Source organism: Vibrio sp. 10N.222.49.C12 (assembly GCF_041475025.1).
Classification (GTDB): Bacteria; Pseudomonadota; Gammaproteobacteria; order Enterobacterales; family Vibrionaceae; genus Vibrio; species Vibrio crassostreae_C.
In genome coordinates this window covers 22,875-38,674 of record NZ_JBFRVF010000039.1, presented here as the reverse complement: position 1 = coordinate 38,674, position 15,800 = coordinate 22,875, and the positions used below count along the sequence as shown (strand labels likewise).

Annotated in this window: 17 protein-coding genes; 16 read left to right on the top strand and 1 reads right to left on the bottom strand. The window is 44.9% G+C overall.

Translation table 11 applies throughout. The features are described 5' to 3' along the window. Positions 1-178 precede the first annotated feature (178 nt). On the bottom strand, positions 179-982 hold the full coding sequence (gene suhB, locus AB4583_RS13505) for an inositol-1-monophosphatase (protein ID WP_017062836.1): 804 nt from the start codon (positions 980-982) through the stop codon (positions 179-181). A gap of 181 nt (positions 983-1,163) precedes the next feature. On the opposite strand from suhB, the gene trmJ reads away from it, so the two are divergent. The 16 genes from trmJ to AB4583_RS13425 all read left to right on the top strand — a co-directional run bounded on the left by trmJ (position 1,164) and on the right by AB4583_RS13425 (position 15,790). Further along, on the top strand, positions 1,164-1,892 hold the full coding sequence (gene trmJ / locus AB4583_RS13500; protein ID WP_372117727.1) for a tRNA (cytosine(32)/uridine(32)-2'-O)-methyltransferase TrmJ: 729 nt from the start codon (positions 1,164-1,166) through the stop codon (positions 1,890-1,892). A gap of 116 nt (positions 1,893-2,008) precedes the next feature. Beyond that, complete coding sequence (iscR, locus tag AB4583_RS13495; RefSeq protein WP_010440512.1) at positions 2,009-2,530, top strand: Fe-S cluster assembly transcriptional regulator IscR; 522 nt, start codon at positions 2,009-2,011, stop codon at positions 2,528-2,530. A gap of 27 nt (positions 2,531-2,557) precedes the next feature. Continuing rightward, positions 2,558-3,772 carry an IscS subfamily cysteine desulfurase gene (locus AB4583_RS13490; RefSeq protein WP_010440514.1) on the top strand — a complete coding sequence of 405 codons (1,215 nt, stop codon included), beginning with the start codon at positions 2,558-2,560 and terminating at the stop codon, positions 3,770-3,772. A 33-nt stretch (positions 3,773-3,805) separates the two neighbouring features. Then, on the top strand, positions 3,806-4,183 hold the full coding sequence (gene iscU / locus AB4583_RS13485; RefSeq protein WP_004735094.1) for a Fe-S cluster assembly scaffold IscU: 378 nt from the start codon (positions 3,806-3,808) through the stop codon (positions 4,181-4,183). 98 nt (positions 4,184-4,281) lie between these two features. Beyond that, positions 4,282-4,605, top strand: coding sequence for an iron-sulfur cluster assembly protein IscA (gene iscA, locus AB4583_RS13480; RefSeq protein WP_010440519.1), 324 nt, complete (start codon positions 4,282-4,284; stop codon positions 4,603-4,605). Between the two features lie 84 nt (positions 4,606-4,689). Next, entirely contained in the window at positions 4,690-5,205 is a 516-nt protein-coding gene (hscB, locus tag AB4583_RS13475) for a co-chaperone HscB (protein WP_010440522.1), read from the top strand. Between the two features lie 22 nt (positions 5,206-5,227). Next, positions 5,228-7,078 (top strand): Fe-S protein assembly chaperone HscA, encoded by a 1,851-nt coding sequence (gene hscA, locus AB4583_RS13470; protein ID WP_372117724.1) that lies wholly within the window; start codon positions 5,228-5,230, stop codon positions 7,076-7,078. A gap of 20 nt (positions 7,079-7,098) precedes the next feature. Then, complete coding sequence (gene fdx, locus AB4583_RS13465) at positions 7,099-7,437, top strand: ISC system 2Fe-2S type ferredoxin (RefSeq protein WP_010440525.1); 339 nt, start codon at positions 7,099-7,101, stop codon at positions 7,435-7,437. A 117-nt stretch (positions 7,438-7,554) separates the two neighbouring features. Next, the gene (iscX, locus tag AB4583_RS13460) at positions 7,555-7,755 is read left to right on the top strand and encodes a Fe-S cluster assembly protein IscX (protein ID WP_004740335.1); all 201 of its coding nucleotides are present in this window, start codon (positions 7,555-7,557) and stop codon (positions 7,753-7,755) included. A 206-nt stretch (positions 7,756-7,961) separates the two neighbouring features. Beyond that, the gene (pepB, locus tag AB4583_RS13455) at positions 7,962-9,257 is read left to right on the top strand and encodes an aminopeptidase PepB (protein ID WP_017069312.1); all 1,296 of its coding nucleotides are present in this window, start codon (positions 7,962-7,964) and stop codon (positions 9,255-9,257) included. A 106-nt stretch (positions 9,258-9,363) separates the two neighbouring features. After that, positions 9,364-9,798 (top strand): nucleoside-diphosphate kinase, encoded by a 435-nt coding sequence (ndk, locus tag AB4583_RS13450; protein WP_016797173.1) that lies wholly within the window; start codon positions 9,364-9,366, stop codon positions 9,796-9,798. Between the two features lie 290 nt (positions 9,799-10,088). After that, positions 10,089-11,231, top strand: a complete 1,143-nt coding sequence (locus AB4583_RS13445) for a bifunctional tRNA (adenosine(37)-C2)-methyltransferase TrmG/ribosomal RNA large subunit methyltransferase RlmN (RefSeq protein ID WP_019822113.1) — start codon at positions 10,089-10,091, stop codon at positions 11,229-11,231. Positions 11,232-11,671: 440 nt separating this feature from the next. Further along, entirely contained in the window at positions 11,672-12,628 is a 957-nt protein-coding gene (rodZ, locus tag AB4583_RS13440; RefSeq protein ID WP_372117719.1) for a cytoskeleton protein RodZ, read from the top strand. Positions 12,629-12,635: 7 nt separating this feature from the next. Continuing rightward, on the top strand, positions 12,636-13,757 hold the full coding sequence (gene ispG / locus AB4583_RS13435) for a flavodoxin-dependent (E)-4-hydroxy-3-methylbut-2-enyl-diphosphate synthase (protein WP_009848294.1): 1,122 nt from the start codon (positions 12,636-12,638) through the stop codon (positions 13,755-13,757). Between the two features lie 70 nt (positions 13,758-13,827). Continuing rightward, entirely contained in the window at positions 13,828-15,096 is a 1,269-nt protein-coding gene (hisS, locus tag AB4583_RS13430; protein WP_017062514.1) for a histidine--tRNA ligase, read from the top strand. A 79-nt stretch (positions 15,097-15,175) separates the two neighbouring features. Next, the gene (locus tag AB4583_RS13425; RefSeq protein WP_102320710.1) at positions 15,176-15,790 is read left to right on the top strand and encodes a YfgM family protein; all 615 of its coding nucleotides are present in this window, start codon (positions 15,176-15,178) and stop codon (positions 15,788-15,790) included. Positions 15,791-15,800: the final 10 nt, after the last annotated feature.

Genomic DNA, 15,800 nt, shown 5'->3' with positions numbered 1-15,800 from the left:
GTCTTATCTGCTCCAATTTTCAAAAATGTCTCGTATCTCGTATCTCGTATCTCGTATCTCGTATCTCGTATCTCGTATCTCGTATCGCAGATACAAAAAAGCCTCGCTATAGCTATATAGCGAGGCTTTGGAATTTTTATGCGCCCTTAAAATAGGGAGCGTTAACGTAAGGTCTGAATTACTTCAGCATACCTTCGTTAGCGTTCTCACGAACGTGCTTAAGAATAGACTTAACACCACGTGCGCTTGAAGCAACAACATTACCAGAAGTCATGTAATCAGTACCGCCAGCAAAGTCAGTCATGATAGCACCAGCTTCACGAGCGATTAGATCGCCAGCTGCTAGATCCCATGGCTTAAGGCCAAGTTCTAGGTAACCATCAACACGGCCAGCTGCTAGGTAACATAGGTCAAGAGCAGGAGAACCTGTACGACGGAAATCAGCACAGTCGATGAATAGACCAGAGATGATCTTCATGAAAGATTCAGAGTGTTGTTTTTGCTTGAATGGGAAACCAGTCGCTAGAACAGTACCTTGAAGGTCTTTTAGTTGAGTAACACGCATACGAGCGTTGTTAAGTTGAGCGCCAGCGCCACGTTGAGCTGTGAATAGCTCGTTTAGCATTGGGTCATAAACACAAGCAACTTCTGTACGACCGTTCATGCGAACAGCGATAGATACAGAGAAGTGAGGGAAACCTTTTACAAAGTTGTTGGTGCCATCCAGTGGGTCAACGATCCATTGTACATCAGAGTCTTTACCTTCAGTCAGGCCTTTCTCTTCAGAAATAATGCTGTGCTCTGGGTAAGATGCTTTGATTGTCTCAATGATCATGTACTCAGCTTCTTGAGCAATGTTAGTAACGTAATCGTTGTTACCTTTTAGAGACGATTCGATCTTATCAGTTGTTTCTAGAGATTTAGCAATATGGTTGCCAGCTTTACGCGCAGCGCGTATCGCAATGTTTAGCATTGGATGCATATGGTTTTTCCCACAAGATGTTAAAGAACAATTTAAAGCGGCGGCGAGTATACCAAAGTTTTACCAAAAGGGAAGTGGTTATTTTTTGAACTCTTGGTTTCACATTACGCGAAGGGTCTGACCATTTTACTTTGCTATGTGTTAATATCTCGCGATTATTTTTAAAGTGGTGTCATATAGCATGTTAGACAATGTAAAAGTCGTTCTGGTTGGTACGTCTCATTCGGGAAATATCGGATCAGCAGCTCGCGCAATGAAAGTGATGGGTTTGAGTCAATTAGTTCTTGTAGGCCCTCAATGTGAAGTTGACGAGCAGACCTTAGCACTGGCTGCGGGTGCAGGTGACATCGCAGAAAACGCGACCATCGTTTCTACATTAGACGAAGCCGTAAAAGACTGTGGTTTGGTGGTTGGTTCGAGTGCACGTTCACGTACGCTTGAATGGCCAATGCTTGAGCCTCGTGAGTGTGGACAAAAGTTTGCGATTGAAGGTCAAAAGCACCCAGTCGCATTAGTGTTCGGCCGTGAACGTACTGGCTTGACTAACGATGAGCTTCAGAAGTGCCACTTCCATGTATGTATCCCAGCTAACCCTGAATACAGCTCGCTAAACCTAGCAATGGCAGTGCAGACTCTGAGCTACGAAGTGCGTGTAGCTCACCTTGATATGGTCGCTAGCCAATATCAGCCACAGCAACAAGATGAGTACCCTCGTCACGAAGAACTAGAAATGTTCTATGAGCACCTTGAAAAAGTGATCATTGATACCCAATTTATCTCTAAGGATAAGCCAGGTCAGGTGATGAATAAACTACGTCGTCTGTTCAGTCGAGCTCGTCCAGAGTTGCAAGAGATCAACACTCTACGCGGCATTTTGACTTCAATTGAGAAGAGCAAAAACGACAAATAAAAACCACACAAACCCTAAGGGTGAATACTTGACTAAAATAGTCAACTAAATACTTGACCAATTTAGTCAGGTATGGGAAGATTCCAACCACATAAACAATGTGGATTCGGTGTGATATGAAACTTACATCTAAAGGAAGATATGCGGTAACAGCTATGCTAGATGTAGCACTGCATTCGCAAAAAAGCCCAGTTCCTCTGGCTGATATTTCAGAGCGACAGGGCATCTCATTATCTTACTTAGAACAGCTATTTTCTAAGTTACGTAAAGCTGGCTTAGTTGCTAGTGTTCGTGGTCCTGGCGGTGGTTACCGTTTAGGTGCTGAAGCGAGCGACATCGCTGTCGGAACTGTAATTGCTGCAGTAGACGAATCAGTTGATGCAACTAAGTGTCACGGTCGAGCAGATTGCCAAGGTGGTAGTCGTTGTTTAACTCACACTCTTTGGCGTGATTTAAGCTCCCGAATCAGCAGCTTCTTAAATGACATTACGCTCGGTGAGCTAATGAAAGATAACGAAGTTTTAGAGATTTCTGATCGTCAAGATATCGATCTTGCGGTTAATAATGGTTTTGCACATAAAAATACGAGCACTACAACGATTAGTGCAGCACCTCACGGTGTTAATGCCCGCTCTTAGCGGTCAGTTTTTACATTGGAGTAGAAAATGAAACTGCCTATTTACTTTGACTATTCAGCTACATGCCCAGTCGATCCACGTGTTGCTGAAAAAATGGTTCAGTGCATGACGATGGACGGTAACTTCGGTAACCCTGCATCTCGTTCACACCGTTACGGCTGGCAGGCAGAAGAATCAGTAGATAATGCTCGTGAGCAAATTGCCGATCTACTAAATGCAGACCCACGTGAGATTGTTTTCACGTCAGGTGCTACAGAGTCAGACAACCTTGCTATCAAAGGTGCAGCGCACTTTTACGAGAAGAAAGGTAAGCACGTAATCACGTGTAAAACAGAACATAAAGCGGTTCTTGATCCATGTCGCCAACTAGAGCGTGAAGGTTTTGAGGTGACTTACCTTGAGCCTGAAGCAAACGGCATCATTGATTTAGACAAGCTACAAGCAGCAATGCGTGAAGATACGGTTCTTGTTTCTATCATGCACGTAAACAACGAGATTGGTGTAATCCAAGATATCTCTGCAATCGGCGAATTATGTCGTTCACGCAAGATCATCTTCCACGTTGATGCGGCTCAGTCTGCGGGTAAAATCCCACTAGATGTAAAAGAGATGAAAGTTGACCTTATCTCTCTTTCTGCACACAAAGCATACGGCCCTAAAGGCATTGGTGCTTTGTACGTTCGTCGTAAGCCACGTATTCGTCTTGAAGCACAGATGCACGGTGGAGGTCACGAACGTGGTTTCCGTTCTGGTACGCTTGCTACTCACCAAATCGTGGGTATGGGTGAAGCTTTTGCTGTCGCTAAACAAGACATGCAGAAAGATTATGACCACGCACTAGCACTTCGCGAGCGTCTATTGAAAGGGGTTCAAGATCTAGAAGCAGTAACGGTAAATGGCGACTTAGATCAACGTGTACCACATAACCTAAACGTGAGCTTTGCTTTCGTTGAAGGTGAATCTCTGCTTATGTCTTTAAAAGACTTAGCGGTATCATCAGGTTCTGCATGTACATCAGCGAGTCTTGAGCCTTCATACGTTTTACGCGCTCTTGGCTTAAACGATGAACTGGCACACAGCTCAGTACGTTTTTCATTCGGCCGTTTCACTACGGAAGAAGAAATCGACTACGCGATTGCACAAATCCGTGTAGCAGTAAATAAATTACGCGACATGTCTCCTCTATGGGATATGTATAAAGAAGGGATTGATTTGAACACTGTTGAGTGGGCTCATCACTAATCTCACGGAAATAGAGGATTCGAGGTAACTATCATGGCATATAGCGAAAAAGTAATTGATCACTACGAAAACCCACGTAACGTAGGTTCGTTTGATAAAGAAGATCCAAGTGTAGGTAGCGGCATGGTTGGCGCACCAGCTTGTGGTGACGTAATGAAACTGCAAATCAAAGTATCTGCAGAAGGTATTATTGAAGACGCAAAATTCAAGACTTACGGTTGCGGTAGCGCAATCGCTTCTAGCTCATTAGTCACTGAGTGGGTTAAAGGTAAAAGTATTGATGAAGCAGCTGCTATTAAAAACTCTGAAATCGCAGAAGAGCTAGAGTTGCCACCAGTGAAAGTTCACTGTTCAATTCTTGCTGAAGATGCAATCAAAGCAGCGGTTGCGGATTACAAAAAGAAGCACTAATCGTTTCTACAACGTAATCACTTCAAAAAAGTAATATTTGGGAGCACCCTTTGTGCTCCCCCTGAGTTCTCAATTTATATAAAACACAAGGTTGTAGTATGGCCATCACCATGACAGATACGGCAGCAAGCCGAGTTCAAGCTTTCCTAGATAACCGAGGTAAAGGTATCGGGTTGCGCTTAGCGGTAAAAACTACTGGCTGTTCGGGTATGGCGTATGTACTGGAATTCGTTGACGAGCTCAACGAAGAAGACGAAGTGTTCGAGCATTCAGGTGTTAAGGTCATCATTGATCCAAAGAGCCTAGTTTACCTAGACGGTACTGAGCTTGATTACGTAAAAGAAGGCCTAAACGAAGGTTTTGAATTCAACAACCCTAACGCGAAAGGCGAATGTGGTTGTGGTGAGAGCTTCAATGTATAAACGCCTCAATCGTTGAGCGTTTATAATGAGCGAAGAATAAAATTAGGCTCTAAGTAAAGAGCCTAAACTTAGGACCACCGTTACATGAATCATTTCGAATTATTTGGGCTACCACTTCAGTTTCAACTGGATGGTAGCCTTCTTTCTTCTCAGTTTAGAGATCTGCAACGCCAATTCCACCCTGATAAATTTGCCACGGCTTCTGAGCGAGATCGCTTGCTGGCTGTGCAAAAAGCTGCGCAAATCAATGATGCGTACCAGGTGTTGAAAAATCCAGTCAGCCGCGCTGAATACCTGTTAGTTCAACATGGTGAGGATATTCGTGGTGAGCAGCAGACTATGCAAGATCCTATGTTCCTGATGGAGCAAATGGAATTGCGTGAAGAGCTGGAAGATATCGCCGACAGTTCTGATCCTGAAGATGCTTTGTTTGCATTTGAAGGAAAGGTTAGCAAAATGTATAAACAACAATTAAGCGCTATCCAACAAGAACTCGACAGCGAAGCTTGGTTAGAAGCTGCAGACCGAGTAAGAAAGCTTAAGTTTATTGCAAAATTAAAGAATGAAATCGAGTTAGTTGAAGATCGTTTGATCGGCTAGTTCGTATAACAAGGACACATCCATGGCACTACTTCAGATTGCAGAACCAGGGCAAAGCGCCGCTCCTCACCAGCACAAGCTTGCAGTGGGTATTGATTTAGGTACAACAAACTCATTGGTTGCGTCAGTGCGCAGTGGTGAGGCAAGCACGCTTGTTGATCAACAAGGTCGCAGTATTCTCCCTTCCGTTGTTCACTATCAGTCAGAGTCGTACACCACTGGTGATGAAGCGCGTGTAAATGCACAAACTGATCCTAAAAATACCATTATCTCAGTTAAGCGATTAATCGGTCGTTCACTGTCAGATATTCAACAGCGATACCCATCTCTGCCATATCAGTTTGAAGAAAGTGATAATGGCCTGCCTGTGATTAACACAGCGCAAGGAAATAAGAACCCAATTCAAGTATCTGCAGATATTCTTCGTGCACTCGGTCAACGTGCTGAGTCGACGTTAGGTGGTGAATTGGCTGGTGCCGTGATTACCGTCCCTGCGTACTTTGATGATGCACAACGTGCAGGTACCAAAGACGCAGCGCAACTTGCTGGTCTTCATGTGTTACGTCTTCTTAATGAACCCACTGCAGCCGCGATTGCTTATGGCTTGGATTCAGGCAAAGAAGGGGTAATCGCTGTTTATGACTTAGGCGGTGGTACGTTTGATATCTCTATCCTACGCCTGTCTAAAGGTGTCTTCGAAGTTTTAGCAACCGGTGGTGACTCTGCATTAGGCGGCGATGACTTTGACCATTTAATTGCGGATCATTTCCAAGAGCAAATGGGCTTGTTAGAGCTGACAGCAGAACAGAACCGTATTCTTCTAGACGCAGCAACAGAAGCGAAGATTGGCTTATCTGAAGCTGAAAGCGTTAATGTTGAAGCACTAGGTTGGGCTGGCTCTTTAACTCGTGAAGAGTTCGAAGAGATCATCAAGCCACTAGTTAAGAAAACGCTGCTTTCGTGCCGCCGAGCACTGAAAGATGCGGAAGTTGACGCGGATGAAGTACTAGAAGTCGTGATGGTAGGTGGTTCAACTCGTACCTTACTTGTTCGTGAAATGGTCGGTGGCTTCTTTGGTCGTACTCCATTAACCAGTATTAACCCTGATGAAGTGGTTGCGATTGGCGCATCGATTCAAGCGGATATCTTAGTTGGCAACAAGCCTGACTCTGAGATGCTGCTATTGGATGTTATCCCTCTGTCACTGGGTATCGAAACCATGGGTGGCTTAGTCGAAAAGATCATCCCTCGTAATACCACGATCCCAGTTGCTCGTGCACAAGAGTTTACCACGTTCAAAGACGGTCAAACTGCAATGACAGTACACACCGTGCAAGGCGAGCGTGAGATGGTTGATGACTGTCGTTCACTGGCTCGATTTGCTCTGAAAGGCATCCCGCCGATGACTGCAGGTGCTGCTCATATTCGTGTTACTTACCAAGTGGATGCTGATGGCCTGCTATCGGTTACCGCAATGGAGAAGAGCACTGGCGTTCAAGCTGAAATCCAAGTTAAGCCTTCTTACGGTCTAAGCGACAACGAAGTGGCTAGCATGCTGAAAGATTCGATGACGTTTGCAAAAGAAGACATGCAAGCGCGTGCTCTTGCTGAGCAACGCGTAGAAGCGGATCGCGTTATCGAAGGCCTTATCGCTGCAATGCAAGCCGACGGTGACGAGCTACTTGATGAGCAAGGCAAACAACAACTTGTTCAAGCGATTGAAGCACTGATTGAAGTGCGTAATGGCGACAACGCTGATGCTATTGAACTAGAAATTAAGAATACCGACAAAGCGAGCCAAGACTTTGCTTCTCGTCGTATGGATAAATCAATTCGTGCTGCACTGTCAGGTCAGTCAGTCGATAATATTTAATAGTTAGAGAATAGATAAACATGCCAAAGATTATTGTTTTACCTCACGAAGATCTATGTCCAGAAGGCGCTGTTTTAGAAGCAAAAACTGGTGAGACGGTTCTTGATGTTGCACTGAAGGCCGGTATTGGTATTGAACACGCATGTGAGAAATCGTGCGCATGTACAACATGTCACGTTGTGATTCGTGAAGGTTTTGATTCTTTAGAAGAGAGTGATGATCTAGAAGACGACATGCTAGATAAAGCATGGGGCTTAGAGATGGAATCTCGCTTGGGTTGCCAAGCTAAAGTGGCTGATACGGATCTTGTTGTAGAGATTCCAAAGTACACGTTGAACCTAGCGTCTGAAGATCACTAAGAACTTCTCTACAGTCATGGTGGTTTCGCCATGACTGAGATAACGGTTTAAAAAAACTGGCCTAGAATATAGAGCATAAAGGTGACCAAGCGTCGCTAATAAATATAAGGAAGTGTTATGAGCTTGAAGTGGATTGATTCGCGAGACATCGCAATTGAGCTATGTGATTTGTACCCTGATACTGATCCTAAAACGGTACGTTTTACCGATCTGCATCAATGGGTGCTAGACCTTGAAGAGTTCGACGACGAGCCTAACCACTCGAATGAGAAAATCTTAGAGGCTATTATTTTGTGCTGGATGGATGAGATGGATTAATCCTCTTGTCTAATGATTTGGTCGCGGGTTGGTATCAGTCCAATATAAAACGCAGCCAAGTTAACAATTCTTACTAAAAAAAGCGGACCTTATGGTCCGTTTTTTTATCAAAATGACATTTTCCTCCTACATAATGCTAACATCAGTGCGCTAATAAAAAATAATCAGAATCACACACTCACAGTGGTTCATGACAAGGAGAAATCATGTCTACACAGATGTCAGTATTTTTAAGTCAAGAAGCTGCCCAGCCTCAGTGGGGAGCAAGAGCTATTTTATCGTTCTCAGAAGCGGGAGCGACAATTCACATTGGTGAAGGCCACGATCTAGGCGCAGTTCAACGTGCGGGTCGTACGCTTGACGGACAAGGTATCGCATTCGTTTCACTTCGTGGTGAAGGTTGGGATCTAGAAAGCGTTTGGGCTTTCTACCAAGGCTACCGTGGACCAAAGAAAAAGAATGCATTGGAATGGGATGCACTTTCAGAAGCCGATCAAACTGAGCTTGAAGCTCGTATTCGCGCAACTGACTGGACGCGTGACATTATCAATAAAACCGCTGAAGAAGTGGCACCTCGTCAACTTGCGACAATGGCTGCAGAATACATCAAGTCAGTGGCGCCAGCGGGCACTGTTAAAGCGAAGATCGTTAAAGACAAGGATCTACTAACCGAAGGTTGGGAAGGCATCTACGCGGTCGGCCGTGGCTCTGAGCGTACATCAGCAATGCTGCAACTGGACTTCAACCCAACAGGCGATGAAAACGCACCTGTATTTGCCTGTTTAGTCGGTAAAGGTATTACGTTCGATTCGGGCGGTTACAGTATCAAGCCAGGCCAATTCATGACAGCGATGAAAGCTGACATGGGTGGCGCAGCAACGATTACTGGTGGTTTAGGTCTAGCGATTGAACGCGGCCTGAACAAGCGTATTAAGCTTATTCTATGTTGTGCAGAGAACATGATCTCGGGTCGTGCATTGAAGCTTGGCGACATCATTACTTACAAAAATGGTAAGACGGTTGAGATCATGAATACCGATGCGGAAGGTCGCTTGGTTCTTGCTGATGGTTTGATGTACGCAAGTGCACAAAACCCTGAGCTGATCATCGACTGTGCAACGCTTACCGGCGCGGCTAAAAACGCACTGGGTAATGATTACCACGCGCTATTGAGCTTCGATGATGAGTTATCTCACCAAGCACTAACGGCGGCAAACCAAGAGAAAGAGGGCCTATGGCCATTGCCTCTTGCTGATTTCCACCGTGGTATGTTGCCTTCAAACTTTGCTGATCTTTCAAACATTAGCTCTGGTGATTACACACCGGGTGCAAGTACCGCTGCTGCGTTCCTGTCTTACTTTGTCGATGACTACAAAAAAGGCTGGATTCACATGGATTGCGCGGGTACTTACCGTAAGTCAGCAAGTGACAAGTGGGCGGCAGGCGCAACGGGTATGGGTGTTCGTACACTGGCTCGTCTTCTTATCGACCAAGCAAAATAATAATAAGGGTGAGCGGTATTTTGTGCCGCTCATTCATAAAGCTCAGATCGAAAGATCTCAGTAATTTCAGTATTTAATAACAAAAAAATGAAGTGAAGGAATCCCTATGGCTCTAGAAAGAACGTTCTCAATTGTTAAGCCGGATGCAGTTAAGCGTAACCTTGTTGGTGAAATCTACCACCGTATCGAAAAAGCAGGCCTAGAAATTATTGCTGCTAAAATGGTTCGTCTTACTGAAGAGCAAGCGAGTGGCTTCTACGCTGAACATGAAGGTAAAGAGTTCTTCCCAGCTCTTAAAGAGTTTATGACTTCTGGTCCTATCATGGTTCAAGTGCTTGAAGGCGAAAACGCTATCGCTCGTTACCGTGAGCTTATGGGTAAAACAAACCCAGAAGAAGCGGCATGTGGCACTATCCGTGCTGACTACGCAATCAGCATGCGTTACAACTCTGTACACGGCAGCGACAGCCCTGAGTCTGCAGCTCGCGAAATCGAATTCTTTTTCCCAGAATCTGAAATTTGCCCACGCCCAGCTCAATAATCGGCACAGCAAATGATTCTAAAGGCTTCACTTCGGTGAGGCCTTTTTTGTAAGTGGATTTTACGCTCTCGATAATCAATTTGGTCGTCATTCCCGAAACGGAGAAGGAGTGCAATCGGGAATCTTTTGTTTAAATTGGCTAATATCAGGCAGATAAATACAACTGTTCAAATTTTAATCGCTTAAGTTTGAATGTCTTAATAAACACAGGGTTTTACAATGCTTGTTGAAGTTGCGTAAAGCCTGTACAATTCGCGCCCTTAATTATTGTTCCGTCATTGAGAGGCATCATGACCACAGCTAAAGTCAATCTACTCGATTTTGATCGTAAAGGTCTTCGTAAATTTTTCACAGAAGAACTGAATGAGAAAGCGTTTCGAGCAGAGCAAGTGATGAAGTGGATTTATCACTTCGGTGTCGATGACTTCGAACAAATGAATAACATCAACAAAAAGTTACGTGAGAAACTTCAACGTCGCTGTGAGATTGTTGCACCTGTTGTTTCTGAAGCTCAACACTCTTCAGATGGCACAATTAAATGGGCGATGAGCGTTGGCGACCAAGACGTTGAAACGGTATACATCCCAGATGGTGACCGTGCGACGCTATGTGTATCTTCACAGGTTGGTTGTGCACTTGAATGTAAGTTCTGTTCTACAGCTCAACAAGGCTTCAACCGTAACCTAAAAGTTTCAGAGATTGTTGGCCAAATCTGGCGTGCATCTCGCGAAATCGGCCTAGAAAAAGAAACCGGTCGTCGTCCAATTACTAACGTTGTAATGATGGGTATGGGCGAGCCTCTATTGAACATGAAGAACCTAATGCCATCATTAGAAATCATGCTTGATGATCTAGGTTTCGCACTGTCTAAGCGTCGTGTAACCGTATCAACTTCTGGTGTTGTTTCTGGCCTTGACCAAATGACAGACAACATCGATGTCGCATTGGCTATTTCTCTACATGCGCCAAACGATGCACTACGTAGCCAAATCATGCCGATCAACGACCGTTGGGATATCCAAGACTTCCTAGCATCTGTTCGTCGTTACATTGCATCTTCAAATGCTAACCGCGGTAAAGTAACGGTTGAGTACGTGTTATTGGATCATGTGAATGATGATATGGACCACGCACGTGAACTTGCTGAGCTAATGAAAGAGACGCCTTGTAAGATCAACTTGATTCCATTCAACCCTTACCCGGGGTCGCCTTATAAGAAGCCAAGCAACTCTCGTATTGATCGCTTCCAAAAAACGCTGATGGAATACAACTACACAGTAACCGTTCGTAAGACTCGTGGTGATGATATTGATGCCGCGTGTGGTCAGTTAGTCGGTGATGTGATTGATAGAACCAAACGTACCAAAATGATCAAAGCAGCCTCTGAAGCGAACTTGATTGCCGGTGGTGTGATTGAAGTAAAGGCGGTATAAAACGCGATTAGAACCTAAACAAGCCAGAAGTCTTACTTCTGGCTTGTTGCTTTTCTGGGGTACAGTTTTTGTTTTTTTGGACTTCTTGCCCACGCTTTCTTACATTTTTCGTCAAATTTTGGACAAAACCATGAGCTGACGGTAAATTTTGTTTAAAGTGTTTTTGCCTTGTAATGGCATTAGCTTATGATTAACTAATCTTAAATTAATTTAAGTGCTCGCTTGCTACTGATCATCAATATGTCTATTTAGGTTGGCTACTTGATAAACTAGCTTCCTGAGAAGGTCATCCATAACAAATGAATGATGTTCGCCTTTAAGGGTTGATGATTTAGATAGCAGGAAAAATTCCACATAACGTGGGTTGTTAGATTGAGCTTAAACGACAATAAGAAAACGCTCTCCTCAACCTGCGATAATACTTTAGAAGTTCACTCTCTATGAACACAGAACAAGATACACAAGCGCAAGAAAACGTAGCTCCAGCTTTGGAAGCGGGAACGCTGCTTAAGAACAAACGAGAATCTCTTGGTTTAACGCAAAAGCAGATTTCTGATCGCTTGAAACTTCGCGTTACGCTGATCCAACAAATTGAAGAAAACCAATTCGAGTCAGATCAAGTGGCGACGTTTATGCGTGGCTATATTCGTTCATACGCGAAATACGTCAATCTTGACGAAAAAGTCGTATTGAGTGCGCTGCATCATGCCGGTGATGCTCAGCATCAAGAGCAAGAAATGCTGAGTTTTTCTCGTAAGACCAAAACCGAGAAGCACAACAGCCGTATTATGATACTTACTTGGAGCATTTTTGCGGTCATTGCGGGTATCTCCTCACTTTGGTGGTGGCAGAACCAACAACAAGACACCCTATCTCAATCTTTAGCGAATACTGAAAGCTCAGAAGAGCTAGCGGTAGAAGAATCACTTGCCCCTGAATCCACCTCTTTAGAAGTGATTGAAGCTGAACAAAACGAAGCGGGTGCTTCTGTTGTTGAAGGTACTGAAGGCCTTGCTGCAATAAGCGATGCGGAAGATACTTCAGGTGCTGTTACTCCAGCTGACGAAACTCCTGCACAGCAAGCAACAGAGACTGAACCAACTGCTGAAGTTACTGCTAATGCTGAAGCGGTTGAAGCTAGCACGGCTCCTGAAGCTGTGGCTAACGAGCTAGTGATGCAGTTCACCGCTGATTGCTGGATCCAAGTAAAAGATGCAACGGGTAAAACCTTGTCGACTGGCATCAAAAAAGCAGGTCAGTCGTTAAATCTATCAGGAACTGCGCCATATAAAGTGATTCTAGGTGCGCCAGAAGGCGTATCAATGACATTTGCAAGTGAACCTGTCGACCTTTCTGGGTATACTTCAGGCAAAGTAGCTAGAATAACCTTACCTTAGAGTTAATATGCAACACGAATCTCCTATTATTCGTCGCAAATCAACCCGTATTTATGTGGGTGATGTGCCGATCGGTGATGGTGCACCAATTGCTGTGCAATCCATGACCAACACAAGAACAACAGATGTAGCCGCGACCGTTGCTCAAATTAGAGCTCTGGAAAAAGTTGGCGCTGATATCGTTCGCGTATCTGTACCGACTATGGATGCAGCTGAAGCCTTTAAGCTAATCAAGCAGCAGGTCTCTGTTCCTTTGGTTGCTGATATTCACTTCGACTACCGTATCGCACTTAAAGTGGCGGAATACGGCGTTGACTGTCTGCGTATCAACCCAGGTAACATCGGTAACGAAAGCCGTATCCGCTCAGTTGTTGATTGTGCACGTGATATGAATATTCCGATTCGTATTGGTGTTAACGGCGGTTCTCTTGAGAAAGAGATCCAAGAGAAATACACAGAACCTACAGCAGAAGCGCTTGTTGAATCAGCAATGCGTCATGTAGATATCCTAGACCGTCTGAACTTTGATCAATTCAAAGTCAGCGTGAAGGCTTCTGATGTATTCCTTGCTGTCGGTTCTTACCGTTTGCTGGCTAAGCAGATTGATCAACCTCTCCACCTTGGTATTACCGAAGCGGGTGGTGCGCGTGCAGGCTCTGTGAAGTCAGCGGTAGGTTTAGGTATGCTTCTTTCTGAAGGTATCGGCGATACGCTGCGTATATCGCTAGCGGCTGATCCGGTTGAAGAGATCAAAGTTGGCTTTGATATTCTTAAATCTTTGCGCATTCGTTCGCGTGGCATCAACTTCATTGCGTGTCCGAGCTGTTCTCGTCAAGAGTTCGATGTTATTAACACCGTTAATGCCCTTGAAGAGCGCCTAGAAGACGTGATCACTCCAATGGACGTATCTATCATCGGTTGTGTGGTTAACGGCCCTGGTGAAGCTGAAGTGTCTCACTTAGGTTTAGCTGGTAGTGCACGTAAGAGTGCCTTCTACGAAGATGGTAAGCGTCAGAAAGAGCGCTTCGACAACGATGACCTTGTCGACAAACTTGAAGCTAAGATTCGTGCAAAAGCGTCAGTGCTTGATAAAGCAAATCGCATTGATGTAGAAAACTTAGAAGATTAATACAACGCGATGGGGTGTGATTGTCTATTCGCACTAACACCTGGTCGTGAGAAATTACGGAATAAATACTGTGGCTAAAAATATTCAAGCAATTCGAGGCATGAACGACTGCCTTCCAACTCAATCACCACTGTGGCAGAAAGTAGAAAGCGCAGTTAAAAACGTGGTGAGTGCATACGGTTACAACGAAGTACGTATGCCTATCGTTGAAGAAACAAACTTATTTAGCCGTGCAGTTGGTGAAGAGACAGACGTTGTTTCTAAAGAGATGTACACCTTTGACGACCGCAATGGCGATAGCCTAACGCTGCGTCCAGAAGGCACAGCAGGTTGTGTTCGTTCATGTATTCAAAACAGCCTTATCAACCGTGATGAACAGCGCCTATGGTACATGGGCCCTATGTTCCGTCACGAGCGTCCTCAAAAAGGTCGTTACCGTCAATTCCACCAATGTGGTGTTGAAGTGTTTGGCCTAGACGGTCCAGACGTTGACGCAGAACTTATCATGATGACAGCACGTCTATGGCGTGAGCTAGGCATCGACAAGCACGTTCGCCTAGAGCTGAACTCAATCGGTTCTCAAGAAGATCGCGTTAGCTACCGCACTGCGTTAGTGGCTTTCCTTGAGCAACACATTGATGTGCTTGACGAAGACTGCAAACGTCGCATGCACACTAACCCTCTACGTGTACTTGATACTAAGAACCCTGATGTTCAAGCTATCTTAGGTGACGCACCTCGACTATCTGAATATCTAGGTGAAGAATCGAAGCAACATTTTGCTGGTTTGTGTGAACTTCTTGACGCTGTTGGTATCGAATACCAAGTTAATGAGCGTCTAGTACGTGGCCTAGATTACTACAACCGCACTGTATTTGAGTGGATCACAGACAGCCTTGGTGCTCAAGGTACAGTATGTGGCGGCGGTCGTTACGATGGTCTTGTTGAGCAACTAGGCGGCAAAGCAACCAATGCAGTTGGCTTCGCAATGGGTCTAGAGCGTCTGGTTCTGATGATGGAAACGCTAGAGCTAACAGAAGTTCGTCGTAGTGTTGATGTATACGTAGTTGCTGCTGGCGAAGGTACTATGATCGCGGGCATGCAGTTAGCGAATCAATTACGCGACACCGTTGAAGGCGTGCGTGTAATGAACCACTTCGGTGGTGGTAACTTCAAGAAGCAATTCAAACGTGCTGACAAAGTAGGTGCTGTTGTGGCGCTGGTACTTGGTGAGAACGAAGTTGCTGACAATACAGTTGTGCTAAAAGATCTGGTTGGCGGCGAGCAAGAAACCGTGTCTCAAACGGAAGTTGCAGAGAAAGTTGCTGCGCTAATCTAATTAGCCATTGAGCAAACGCTCATAATGAATACTAACGTCAGCACTATGCTGGCGTTTAAAGAATTAAAGAGGACAGGAAGTGGAACTTTACGATAGCGAAGAGCAACAAGTTGAAGCCATTAAAGATTGGTGGAAAGAGAACGGTAAAGCCGTAATCTTTGGTGCGGTTATTGGTTTAGGTGGTCTATTTGGCTGGCGCTATTACCAAGATTCAGTAGTTGAAGCGCGTGAAGCAGCTTCAGAAAGCTACACCTCTGTAATTTCAGCTCTTGATGTTAAGGGTGTTGATGCTCAATCTGATATTCAAGCTTTCATCGACGCAAACAAAGATGCTGAGTACTCAGTACTTGCTGCTATGCAACTAGCAAAAGTACAAGTACAAGCAGGCGATCTAGCGGCGGCACTTGAACAGCTCGAGTGGGCAAAATCGGCAACTAAGGACGCGGCACTTGCGCCACTACTTACTTACCGTATTGCACGTATTAAAGCTGAGCAAGGTGAATTTGACGCAGCACTGACTGATCTTGCTGCTATGACAGACGAATCTTGGAAAGGCCGTGTTGCTGAACTGCGTGGTGATATCTCACTTCGTAAAGGCGACACAGACGCAGCATACAGTGCTTACACAGAAGCACAGCAAGCTGTTGACGCTAGCCAAACGCTTCAAATCAAACTTGACGACCTAGCTAAATAAGGCGCTTTGA

What these genes read in the sequence shown, in the direction of transcription:
- ndk (WP_016797173.1), top strand. Translation starts at nt 9,364, where the DNA reads ATGGCTCTAGAAAGAACGTTCTCAATTGTTAAGCCGGATGCAGTTAAG.
- pepB (WP_017069312.1), top strand. Translation starts at nt 7,962, where the DNA reads ATGTCTACACAGATGTCAGTATTTTTAAGTCAAGAAGCTGCCCAGCCT.
- iscA (WP_010440519.1), top strand. Translation starts at nt 4,282, where the DNA reads ATGGCCATCACCATGACAGATACGGCAGCAAGCCGAGTTCAAGCTTTC.
- iscX (WP_004740335.1), top strand. Translation starts at nt 7,555, where the DNA reads ATGAGCTTGAAGTGGATTGATTCGCGAGACATCGCAATTGAGCTATGT.
- ispG (WP_009848294.1), top strand. Translation starts at nt 12,636, where the DNA reads ATGCAACACGAATCTCCTATTATTCGTCGCAAATCAACCCGTATTTAT.
- hscA (WP_372117724.1), top strand. Translation starts at nt 5,228, where the DNA reads ATGGCACTACTTCAGATTGCAGAACCAGGGCAAAGCGCCGCTCCTCAC.
- iscU (WP_004735094.1), top strand. Translation starts at nt 3,806, where the DNA reads ATGGCATATAGCGAAAAAGTAATTGATCACTACGAAAACCCACGTAAC.
- suhB (WP_017062836.1), bottom strand. Translation starts at nt 982, where the DNA reads ATGCATCCAATGCTAAACATTGCGATACGCGCTGCGCGTAAAGCTGGC.
- fdx (WP_010440525.1), top strand. Translation starts at nt 7,099, where the DNA reads ATGCCAAAGATTATTGTTTTACCTCACGAAGATCTATGTCCAGAAGGC.
- AB4583_RS13490 (WP_010440514.1), top strand. Translation starts at nt 2,558, where the DNA reads ATGAAACTGCCTATTTACTTTGACTATTCAGCTACATGCCCAGTCGAT.
- iscR (WP_010440512.1), top strand. Translation starts at nt 2,009, where the DNA reads ATGAAACTTACATCTAAAGGAAGATATGCGGTAACAGCTATGCTAGAT.
- rodZ (WP_372117719.1), top strand. Translation starts at nt 11,672, where the DNA reads ATGAACACAGAACAAGATACACAAGCGCAAGAAAACGTAGCTCCAGCT.
- trmJ (WP_372117727.1), top strand. Translation starts at nt 1,164, where the DNA reads ATGTTAGACAATGTAAAAGTCGTTCTGGTTGGTACGTCTCATTCGGGA.
- hscB (WP_010440522.1), top strand. Translation starts at nt 4,690, where the DNA reads ATGAATCATTTCGAATTATTTGGGCTACCACTTCAGTTTCAACTGGAT.
- AB4583_RS13445 (WP_019822113.1), top strand. Translation starts at nt 10,089, where the DNA reads ATGACCACAGCTAAAGTCAATCTACTCGATTTTGATCGTAAAGGTCTT.